General features: G+C 66.8%; 8 protein-coding genes and 1 riboswitch. Of the genes, 5 read left to right on the top strand and 3 right to left on the bottom strand.

Annotated elements, in window-relative coordinates:
* Nucleotides 1-202: 202 nt before the first annotated feature.
* The 4 genes from NGM28_RS26600 (at nucleotide 203) to NGM28_RS26585 (ending at nucleotide 4,666) form a co-directional block, all read left to right on the top strand.
* The gene (locus NGM28_RS26600) at nucleotides 203-964 is read left to right on the top strand and encodes an ABC transporter permease (protein WP_240067102.1); all 762 of its coding nucleotides are present in this window, start codon (nucleotides 203-205) and stop codon (nucleotides 962-964) included.
* On the top strand, nucleotides 964-1,719 hold the full coding sequence (locus tag NGM28_RS26595; protein WP_252092307.1) for an ABC transporter permease: 756 nt from the start codon (nucleotides 964-966) through the stop codon (nucleotides 1,717-1,719). The genes NGM28_RS26600 and NGM28_RS26595 overlap by 1 nt, the downstream gene beginning before the upstream one ends.
* Before the next feature lie 11 nt (nucleotides 1,720-1,730).
* A complete protein-coding gene (locus NGM28_RS26590; protein WP_252092306.1) occupies nucleotides 1,731-2,522 on the top strand; it encodes an ABC transporter ATP-binding protein in 792 nt (263 codons plus the stop codon).
* A gap of 221 nt (nucleotides 2,523-2,743) precedes the next feature.
* Nucleotides 2,744-4,666 (top strand): tyrosine-protein phosphatase, encoded by a 1,923-nt coding sequence (locus NGM28_RS26585; RefSeq protein WP_252092305.1) that lies wholly within the window; start codon nucleotides 2,744-2,746, stop codon nucleotides 4,664-4,666.
* Here the strand turns inward: NGM28_RS26585 and NGM28_RS26580 are convergent.
* The 3 genes from NGM28_RS26580 to crcB form a co-directional block, all read right to left on the bottom strand.
* On the bottom strand, nucleotides 4,654-5,643 hold the full coding sequence (locus tag NGM28_RS26580) for a helix-turn-helix transcriptional regulator (RefSeq protein ID WP_252092304.1): 990 nt from the start codon (nucleotides 5,641-5,643) through the stop codon (nucleotides 4,654-4,656). The genes NGM28_RS26585 and NGM28_RS26580 overlap by 13 nt on opposite strands.
* 106 nt (nucleotides 5,644-5,749) lie before the next feature.
* Nucleotides 5,750-7,627 (bottom strand): tetratricopeptide repeat protein, encoded by a 1,878-nt coding sequence (locus NGM28_RS26575; RefSeq protein WP_252092303.1) that lies wholly within the window; start codon nucleotides 7,625-7,627, stop codon nucleotides 5,750-5,752.
* A gap of 103 nt (nucleotides 7,628-7,730) precedes the next feature.
* The gene (gene crcB, locus NGM28_RS26570; RefSeq protein ID WP_252092302.1) at nucleotides 7,731-8,108 is read right to left on the bottom strand and encodes a fluoride efflux transporter CrcB; all 378 of its coding nucleotides are present in this window, start codon (nucleotides 8,106-8,108) and stop codon (nucleotides 7,731-7,733) included.
* A gap of 72 nt (nucleotides 8,109-8,180) precedes the next feature.
* Nucleotides 8,181-8,242, bottom strand: a riboswitch (Fluoride riboswitch).
* Between the two features lie 373 nt (nucleotides 8,243-8,615).
* On the opposite strand from crcB, the gene nhaA reads away from it, so the two are divergent.
* Nucleotides 8,616-9,818, top strand: coding sequence for a Na+/H+ antiporter NhaA (gene nhaA, locus NGM28_RS26565; RefSeq protein ID WP_252092301.1), 1,203 nt, complete (start codon nucleotides 8,616-8,618; stop codon nucleotides 9,816-9,818).
* Nucleotides 9,819-9,897: the final 79 nt, after the last annotated feature.

Below are 9,897 nucleotides of genomic sequence, written 5' to 3'. Positions count from 1 at the left end.
GTCATCAAGGCATACACCGCGTCGCGCCCTTCGCCAGCAGGGCTGGCTCCTACCTGGGCCAGTGTTGGCTCACTGCTTCTCTATCAACACTGCACTGCTGCCCTGCCAACACGTCCATCCGACCGCGCCCGGAATCACGGCCCGCCGCCCCTGGCACAGCTCTTGCGATACCCCATCACCACCCGCCACCCCAAGGCCCGCCATGCACCCGCTGAACGCCCTCACCTGGCTGATCTCCCCCCTCGCCCTGCTTGCCCTGTGGGCCGGGGTTGCCGCTGCCGGGCTGTTCCCGGCCAACCTGCTGGTGCCGCCGCGGGAGGTCTGGCGCAGCTTCGCCGACCTGCTGGCCACCGGCGAGCTGCAGGAGCACCTGCTCGGCAGCCTGTCGCGCCTGGGCCTGGGCTTTGCCGGTGGCGCCCTGGCGGGCCTGGCGTTCGGTACCGCCATGGCCCTGTCGCGCACGGTCGAGGCCTACTGCTCGCCGCTGTTCCACACTGTGCGCCAAGTCCCCAGCATCGCCCTGATCCCGATGCTGGTCCTGCTGCTGGGCATCGACGAGACCTTCAAGGTGGTCATCGTCGCCAAGACCGCATTCTTTCCCGTGGCCCTGGCCACCGTCGAAGGCATCCGCGCCATACCGCGCACCCATTTCGAGGTGGCCGCGGTGTACCGCCTGCCCTGGCCGACCCTGGTCGGGCGCATCGCCCTGCCTGCGGCGGTACCGGCCATCGTCACCGGCATCCGCGTCGCCCTGACCCGCGCCTGGGTGGTACTAGTGGCCTGCGAGCTGCTGGCCGCCGACAGCGGCCTGGGTCAGATGATCGAGATGGGCCGACAGATGCTGCGTATCGATGTGGTGATGGTCGGCGTGGTGCTCACCGGGGTGATCGGCTTCGCCCTGGACTTTTCGTTGCGCCGTCTGGAGCGGCGCCTGTCCGGTTGGCAAGCGGTCGGGAGGTCGTGATGAAATTGCTGAAACTGCGCGGTCTACTGTTGCCGTTGCTACTGATCGCCGCCTGGGAATACGCCTCGCGCCAGGATGCCGTGGGCGCCTACGCCTTCGTCCCGCTGTCTCTGATCGGTAGCGCGTTCCTCGAACTCCTGGGCAACGGCGAGTTGCTGGTAAACCTGCTGGCGAGCCTCGCACGCACCAGCATCGGCTTGCTGCTGGGGATCCTCGGCGGCGTCAGCCTGGGAGCGCTGATGGCGCTGTCACCACTGGCCAACCGCCTGATCGCGCCGCTGTTCCACGCCCTGCGCCAGGTGCCGATGCTCGGCTGGATTCCGCTGATCGCGCTGTGGCTGGGCAACGGCGAAGCTTCCAAGCTGCTCATCGTCAGCCTGGCGGCGTTCTACCCGATGGTGCTCAACACCTTCGAAGGCCTGCGCCAAGTCGACACCCGCCACCGCGAGGTCGGCCAGGTGCTGGCCCTCGACCGCTGGCAGCAGCTGCGCCTGGTGCTGCTGCCCGCCGCCTTGCCAAGCATCGCCACCGGCGTGCTGCAGGCCCTGGCCTTCGCCTGGGTCACCGCGGTGGGCAGCGAGCTGTTCCTCGCCTCCGGCGCCGGGCTCGGCAACCTGATGATGAACGCCGAGGCCGGGGCACGCATGGAGATCATCGTGATCTGCGTGCTGTGCATCGGCCTGTGCGGCTACTTGATGACCTGGCTGTCCACCCTGCTCGCCCGCCGCCTGCTGCGCTGGCGCCCCACCCGTTGAAAGGCCCGACCATGAACGCAATCGCCCACTCCTTTCCCGCCCCCGTGCAGACCGGCGCGCTGAGCATCCGCAACCTGAGCAAGAGCTACCCGCTTCAAGGCCAGGCCATGCCGGTGCTGCAAGGCATCGACCTGGACATCCGCCCGGGCGAGTTCGTCAGCATTCTCGGCGCCAGCGGCTGTGGCAAATCCACCCTGCTACGCCTGATCGTCGGCCTCGACCCGGACTATCAAGGGCAGATCCTGCTCGACGGTCAGCCCGTGAGTGGCCCGGGCCTCGAGCGCGGTATCGTGTTCCAGGACCATCGCCTGTTCCCCTGGATGACCCTGCGCCAGAACATCGCCCTGGCGCTGAAGAACCTCGACCTGCCTGCCACCGAAAAAGCGCGACGGGTCGACGAGCATATTGCCCTGGTCGGCCTGCAAGGCTATGAACAGGCCTACCCGCACCAGCTTTCCGGTGGCATGGCCCAGCGCGGCGCCATCGCCCGGGCGCTGGTGAACAAGCCCAAGGTGCTGCTGCTCGACGAGCCGTTCGGCGCCCTCGACGCCCTGACCCGCGTGCGCCTGCAGCACGAGCTGCAACGGATCTGGGTGCAGGAGCGCTGCACGGTGATCATGGTCACCCACGATATCGAGGAGGCGCTGTACCTGGGTGACCGGGTGATCGTGATGGACGCCCACCCGGGGCGGATCGGCGAACAGGTGCCGCTGGAGCTGCCCCACCCGCGCGAACGCAACGATGGCCTGTTGCAGCACTACAAGCAGCGGCTGCTGGCGCAGTTGGTGGCCAAGCTGCCCTGAGCGCCGTGTTGTGGCCCGTTCGCCAGCAAGGCTGGCTCCTACAAGGTACGGGGCGCCAGCCTTGCTGGCGATGCCCGGCATCGCCGGGCGCAATTGGACAGCCCGCGCAGCCTCCGGCCGAATTGCGCAGGCTTTTGCGCGATTGCAGCATACGTAACATTCAGTTTCATATATCGCCCCAACAGTAGCCTCCTCAATGCATCCCCAACGAGGCCACTGCCGTGCTCCAACGCGTTATCTGCTCCCTGTCCCTGCTCACCTTGTCCATCGCCGCCGCTCACGCGGCCGAAAGCTACCCCCTCGACACCCCGCGCCTGCGTGGCATGGACAACTTCCGTGATGTCGCCGGCACCACCCAGGCCTACACCACGGCCCATGACGGGGTGATGCGCGCCGGGGTGTTCTACCGCGCCAACGCCCTCACGCCAACCGCGTCGGATCTGGCCACCCTCAACGGCCTGAACATCAGTGCCGTGTACGACCTGCGCACCCCCAGCGAAATCGCCGCCACCCCCGACACCCTCCCCAGCGCCGCCGTTTACCGCAACATCGACATCATCGGCAGCACCACCTCCGGCGCCAACATCACCAACATCGCGTTCACCAGCGCCGCCCAGGCCCGAGCGATGATGCAGGAGACCAACCGCGCCTTCGTCAGCGACGCCGGCATGCGCGGCCAGTTCGGCGTGTTGTTCAACGAGCTGGCCAACGCCGACGGCGCCGCACTGTTCCACTGCACCGCCGGCAAGGACCGCACCGGCTGGACCGCCGCCGTGCTGCAGAGCATCGCCGGGGTCGACCAGGCGACCCTCATGGCCAACTACCTGGCCACCAACGACTACACCGCCGTGCGGATGGCCGCCACACTGAAGGCGATGCCGCCCGCCATGGCGGCCATCTACCAGCCGCTGCTGGGGGTGGAAGCCAGCTACCTGCAGGCCGGCCTCGACCAGGTCAGCGCCCAGTACGGCAGCATGGACAACTACCTCAAGCAGGGCCTGGGCCTGAGCCAGGAGACGATCTACGTGCTGCGTGGCAAGCTGGTGCGCTACGCCAGCCTGCCCGGCCAGGCGGGGCTGCAAGGCAACGCCGCCGCCGGCGCGCAACTGCTCGGGCAATTGCAGGACAGCGAACTCTCCGGCCACTACAGCGCCTACAACTATTACCTGCAATCGGCCATCGACAGCGGCAGCCTGGACGGCGTCGAGGCGACCGTGGGCGGCCAGGTGCACGCCGATGCGGCGAGCTTCCTGCTGCGCCAGGGCGCGCAGATCGACCGTGCCGCAGCGCCCCATGCCAGTGGCGCCGACCTCAAAGTCGGCCAGGCGCGCCTGTGGAGCACCGCCCTGGCCGGCTACCTGGGCACCGACAGTTCGGCCCAGGCCCGCAGCAGCAATGAGCACAGCCAGGGGATGATGGTCGGCCTGACCCAGCGTTTCTCCGAACAGCTCAGCGCCCATGCCGGCGTGGGTTACAGCCAAGGCAACGTCGGCGGTGCCGGGGGTGAGGCGGACACCGACCTGACTTTCCTTGGCATGGGCCTGCGCCTGGCCCCCGAAGGGCTGGAGCGCGGTGTGTTCGTCGAGGCCACGGCCAACGCTGGCTGGCTCGACTACAGCAGCAAGCGCGAACTGGGCGGTGGCCTGGGCACGGCCAAGGGCGACAGCCACGGCACCCTCGCCGGCGCCAGCCTGGCGTTGGGCTATCGCCTGCCGCTGCAAGCCATGGTCCTCGAACCGAGCCTGGGCCTGCGGGTCAGTCATGTGGACCTGTCGGGCTTCCACGAGAAAGGCAGCGAATTGGCCCTGGAAGTCGATGACCTGCAAGCCACCCGCCACAGCGCTACGGCCAACCTCAAGGCCTCCTTCGCTCCGGTCGCGCTTGGCGGCGGCTGGCAGTTGGTGCCGGGTCTCGAAGTGGGCTACGAGCGAGCCCTGGGCGATCATCGGGTCGACAGCCAAGGGCACCTGCTGGGGCTGGATATCGAGCAACGGGCAGCCTTCGACAACCGCGACCAGTTCCTCGGCGCGGCCAGCCTGACCGCCAGCCTGGGCGGCCTGAGCCTGGGCGCGGAACTGGCCGCCAATGGCGGCGGTGACAGCCACGGCGTCAGCGGCGGGCTGAAAGCCAGCTACGCCTTCTGACCTGCAGCGGGCCCACGCAGGCCACGCCTCACTTCGGTGGGGCGCACGCCATAGGCCTGCTGGAAGTACTGGGCAAAACGCCCGGCGTTGCTGAAGCCATAGCGCAACGCCACTTCACCGACCCCGCCAACGTCCCCCTGCGCCAGGTCCTGGTAGGCCCGCTCCAGCCGCACCTGGCGCTGGAAGCCGGCGATCGAGGTCCCCGCAAAACGACGAAAGCCATCCTGCAAGGCACGCAGGCTGACATTGGCCAGCGCCGTCAGTTGCGTGCCGCTCACCGGTTGCCCGGGGTGATCGCGCATGTAGTCCATGGCCAGCCGCACATGCCGCGGCGCAATCATCGGCGTGGGCCGGCGCAGGGCCTCGGTGTGGTTGTGCGGCCAGGCTTCGAGCAGCGCATCCACCAGCATTTCCTGCAACCGCGCAGGCATCAGCGCGCCGGCTTCGAGCAACGGCTCGAAGCTGTCGCCGGTCGCCAGTTCGAGCAGTGCGCGAATGCCCCGGAACGCCGCGACGTCCAAGTCCACCCTTGGCTCGAAATGGATCGGCACCTGCACCGGCCGGCCCAGTAGAAGCGCCAGCCGCTCGTTGAACAGGCCACGGCGGATCGACATGCCGCACTGGGCATGGTCGTCGACGAAGCGCATCGAGCGAATCTCGGCCTTGTCGATCGCCAGGCCCACCCGGGCGATACCGATCGATTCGCCACGGTGGACGAAGATGACCTTGCCGGCGCTGGGCAACACGAAGGTGATTTCATCCTGGGGCGCGGGCAAGGCGATGGTGAAGTCACCTTGATAGTGCATGCGGCGCACGCTCATGCCCTCCAGGCGCCCGTACACGCCACCGATGACAATGCCGTCGGGCAACGGCGGCAGGTCGGCGTAGAGGTTGCCGAACAGCCGGCCGAACTGCACGGCGAAGTCCTCGCTGCGCATCTCGGCGGAGCGCAGGATGATCTGCTTGCGGGACGGCATGGGATGCACCTTTGGCGGTCTCCTTGAACGACAGGTTGCGCGGCGGCGCACGCGCGCTCGTACGCTACCTGTCACTCATGACAACGGCGTGACGGGCCCGGCGCGGTCACGCCCCCGCACGCTCGGCCACCCGTGGCGGAATCCGCGCCGCCTTGCCATCCGCGACCATCAGTTCCCGGTAGCGCCGGTAGCTCTGCCGCGCCTTGTCTTGATCGCCAAGCCCCCAGTAGCTGTCCGCCAGGTTCAGGTGGGCGACGATACGCTGCGGGTCGGCCGCGACGACCCGCTCGAGCAGGATCCGCGCTTGCTCGAAATGGCCGGCTTCGGCAAACAGGAAGGCCAGGTCGTTGGACCAGCCCAACCGGTCGGCGTAGAAGAAGCGCTCGACCACGTAACGCTCCAGATCGCAATTGGCCTCGCCACCGACGATGCCCAGCGCCCCCAGTTCACGCTCTAGGCCCGCCAGGTCGCCTTTGCGATAGCTGGCCAGGGCCGCGGCGGCGGACTGCTCGAGGTCGACCGGCAACACCTTGAAGGGCTCGTTGGCAGCCTGCAGTTGTGGGTAGGCCGCCTTGAGGTCGTGGAAGGCTCGGGTGCCGTCGAAGTCCTTGAGCCGCTGGTGCAATGCCAGGGCCGATTCGACGAAGTAGGTGCTGGTGAAAGTCTGCCCGCACTGATAGCGGTGGGTGTTGAGCAGCACACCGAACAGCTGGATGTCTTCACGCTTGGGGGTGTAGCCGAAGATCAGGTTGTAGTTGAAGCTGTCGTTGCCCGCTTCCCGCGTGCTCAGCACGATCACATCGCCGCGCAGGGTCATGTTCAAACGCACGGCATGCGGCTTGCCCTCGATACCGGTAACGGTCAGTGCACCACGCCTGGGCTGCACCACCGCCACGTCGAAGCCGTCGAAACGGTCTGGGTTCGACGTGCTGGCAATGGCCGGCAAGGCCTTGAAAGCATCGAGCGCTTCTTCGACATAGTCGCTGTTGGCGTAATAGGCGGTGAGGGTCTTGACCTGGTTGCCTGCGTCGGCGATGACCAGCCGCTCGTCATCGCGCTTGCCGGTAAGGTGCATGGGTAGCACCGTCGAGTCTTGTTGGCTGCCATGCTTGGCCACCCACTCGGCCAATGCATCTGCGCCCGGCTTGCCGGCGACCTGGGCGGCCTTGGTCAACGCGGCGCGGGCCTTGTCCGGTGCCTGGCAAGGCCGTTCGGAGGCGATCAGGCTGCTGCCGTCGCAGTAGAAGTAAGCCAGCCCGATCCACGCCTGTGGATCTCCCTTGGCAGCCGCCATGAACATCGCCTCAGTCCGGGCATGCCCCAGGTAGGGCGCCATCTGCGACAGGCTCAGGCTTGCCGCTTCGCTGCTGGCGACAGGGTCACCGGAGGCCGCGGCGCATACGTAGTTCTCGATGCCCGCCTCGAACAGCTCCCGCGTTGGCAAGTACTGTTCCAACGCCCCAAGCCGGGTAAACACTTCGCCCCTGGCGGCACAACGTTTCTCTTCAGGGGTATTGCCCATTCGTTGCTTCAGGTCGAGGTCCTGCGGGGCGATCGACCAGTCCTCGACCGCGTCCAGGGTCCAGCAGCCCTGCTCGTGGAAGCGATAGACCTTGATCGCATTCAACCCCTGGCGCTTGTCGATCACATGGGCGCTCTGCCCATCGACCCAGACCTGCATTTGATCGGACTCCAGGCCCTGGCTGCCGAACAGCGGATATTCAAGACCAGCGCCACGCGCCTTTTCGGTGACAGGGACGATGCCCGCCGAGCTCGGTGCCAGTCGCAACAGCTCGACCTCGGGCGCGACGAACGCACGCTGCAAGGCCGGGTCATGGGCATAGGCACGCAAGAAAGCCGCGAAGTCACCGGATGGGCAAACAACCGGAGGCTCCGCAGCCTGGGCTAGCCCGGGAAGCAGCGCGAAGACGGCCGCGCTTAAAAGGAAGTGCACGCCGCCACGGCGCAGGCCAGGAAACTGCATGGATCAATATCCTTATCGAAAACACCCGGCGCCTTGCTACGCGTGTGGGCGACTGCTTGGGGGCGCGATGATACTCCGTCCGGGCACCTTGTGGCGTCCCTATTCAGCCCAGCCAGCGCACCAGGGCGAAACCGGCGAACGTCATCAGCAGCGAGCCGAGCACATGGGCCAGCACCGTGGCCATCGCCCAGCCGGCGCGACCGTGCATGAGCATCGACACGACCTCGGCCGAAAACGTCGAGAAGGTGGTCAGGCCGCCACAAAAACCGGTGGTGATCAGCAGGCGCCAGGCCGGGTCGAGGTTGGGGAAACGCAGGAAGAAAGCCATCGCCCCACCGATGACGAAGCCTCCGATGAGGTTGACCAGCAAGGTGCCGAACGGCATGCCGGGGAACAGCGAATTCAGGCGCAACGCCAACACCCAGCGCAGCACGCACCCGGCACTGCCACCCACGACAACGGAAACAAGGGAAAGGTACATCGACAAGCTCCATCTAAGGTCCGAAAGACCCCCATGGAGAGACAGGCATACACCTACGCGCCCTTCGATGGGGGTTGCGTAGGCATCATCAGCGCTGAGGCGGTTCGAGGAGGAATGCCATCTCCTGGGCCAGGATGCTACGTGCCCCCCGGCAGGGTGGCAAGCGCGACTGGCAACATTTGGACGCAAAATTTCAACGCACCCCTTCGTTCGCATCGTTAGAATGGCCGCCTGGCGTGTGCTGCGTGCGCCCGGGAGCCCTTCCCGAATACGGAGAACATTCATTTGTTTTCCGTGAGATCCGTCCATGTTGTACGCATGCTTCCATTCCCCATGGCCCTTCCCCGCCCGTGTCTGCACGGCGTGGGTTGTTGCGCCGCGTTACCCATCCTTCTGCTCGCCCTTCCGCGCAATGGTCCATGCTGCATGGAGCCATGGTTTCGCCGTGCCTGTCGCACGCCGCGTCACTGCCTGCGCGAGTGCGACGTCATGAACGAGGACCGCTATATGAATGCATCCCTCCACCCTCTCAAGCAGCCTTCGATGCTGCGCCAACTGCTGGCCACCGAAGCGGCCGGCGGCGTACTGCTGATGTTCACCGCCGCCCTGGCCATCATCATCGCCAACAGCCCCTGGGCCAGTGCCTACCAGCACCTGCTGCACCTGCCGGTCGGCCCGGTGCTGACCGACAAGCTCGGCCCGATGACCGTGCACATGTGGATCAACGACGGTCTGATGGCGATCTTCTTCCTGCTGGTGGGCCTGGAGATCAAGCGCGAGCTGGTCGACGGCCGCCTGTCCAGCTGGGAGCAACGCCGCCTGCCGGCCCTGCCGGCGCTGATGGGCATGGCCGTGCCGGCGCTGATCTACCTGGCAGTTTCCCGCGGCGAACCCGGGTTGGCCGGTGGCTGGGCAATCCCCGCCGCCACCGACATAGCCTTTGCCGTCGGCGCCCTGGCGCTGCTCGGCAAGCATGCGCCGCTGTCGCTGAAGGTGATGCTGGTTTCGGTGGCGATCATCGACGACATGGGGGCGGTGGCGATCATCGCGGTGTTCTACACCTCGTCGATCAACCTGCTGGCGCTGGCCGGCGCCGCCGGCATCGTCGCCGTGCTGCTGGCCTTCAACCGCCTGCGCGTGGTGGCCCTGTGGCCCTACCTGATCGGTGTCGCCGCGCTGTGGTACGTCACCCTGCTGTCGGGCGTGCACGCCACCATCGCCGGCGTGGTCGGCGCGCTGCTGATCCCCTACAGCGCCGGTAGCGGTGCCGAGCGCGAAGCCAGCCCGCTGCTCAAGCTTGAGCACGGCCTGGCCCCCTGGGTGGGCTTCCTTATCGTCCCGGCGTTCGGTTTCGCCAATGCCGGCGTGTCGTTCGGCGACCTGGGCTGGAGCGATATCTTCGCCCCGCTGCCGCTGGCCATCGCCTTGGGCCTGCTGCTGGGCAAACAGCTGGGGGTGTTCGCCGGCGTGCTGCTGGCGGTGAAGAGCGGCCTGGCCAGCAAGCCCCGTGGCGCCAGCTGGTTGCAGATCTATGGCGTGGCGATGCTGTGCGGCATTGGCTTCACCATGAGCCTGTTCATCGGCGAACTGGCCTTCCCGGGCCAGGCCGAGAAGATCGACGCCGCCAAGATCGGCATCTTGCTGGGGTCGCTGTTGTCGGCGGTGATTGCCTGCCTGATCCTGCGCTTTGCGCCCAAGCCTGCGGATTGATGCAAGCGCTCGGGGCTGCCTGGCAGCCCCATTTGATCTACTGGTAACTGAACCTGCGTGGAAGCGGGCTTGCCCCGCG

Source organism: Pseudomonas sp. MWU13-3659 (genome assembly GCF_023757525.1).
GTDB lineage: Bacteria > Pseudomonadota > Gammaproteobacteria > Pseudomonadales > Pseudomonadaceae > Aquipseudomonas > Aquipseudomonas entomophila_E.
Note: the sequence above shows the minus strand (reverse complement) of the source record. Positions and strands in the feature narration are given on the sequence as shown.

Coding starts and splice junctions, on each gene's coding strand:
- NGM28_RS26600 (WP_240067102.1), top strand. CDS start 203: ATGCACCCGCTGAACGCCCTCACCTGGCTGATCTCCCCCCTCGCCCTG.
- NGM28_RS26595 (WP_252092307.1), top strand. CDS start 964: ATGAAATTGCTGAAACTGCGCGGTCTACTGTTGCCGTTGCTACTGATC.
- NGM28_RS26590 (WP_252092306.1), top strand. CDS start 1,731: ATGAACGCAATCGCCCACTCCTTTCCCGCCCCCGTGCAGACCGGCGCG.
- NGM28_RS26580 (WP_252092304.1), bottom strand. CDS start 5,643: ATGCCGTCCCGCAAGCAGATCATCCTGCGCTCCGCCGAGATGCGCAGC.
- NGM28_RS26575 (WP_252092303.1), bottom strand. CDS start 7,627: ATGCAGTTTCCTGGCCTGCGCCGTGGCGGCGTGCACTTCCTTTTAAGC.
- crcB (WP_252092302.1), bottom strand. CDS start 8,108: ATGTACCTTTCCCTTGTTTCCGTTGTCGTGGGTGGCAGTGCCGGGTGC.
- nhaA (WP_252092301.1), top strand. CDS start 8,616: ATGAATGCATCCCTCCACCCTCTCAAGCAGCCTTCGATGCTGCGCCAA.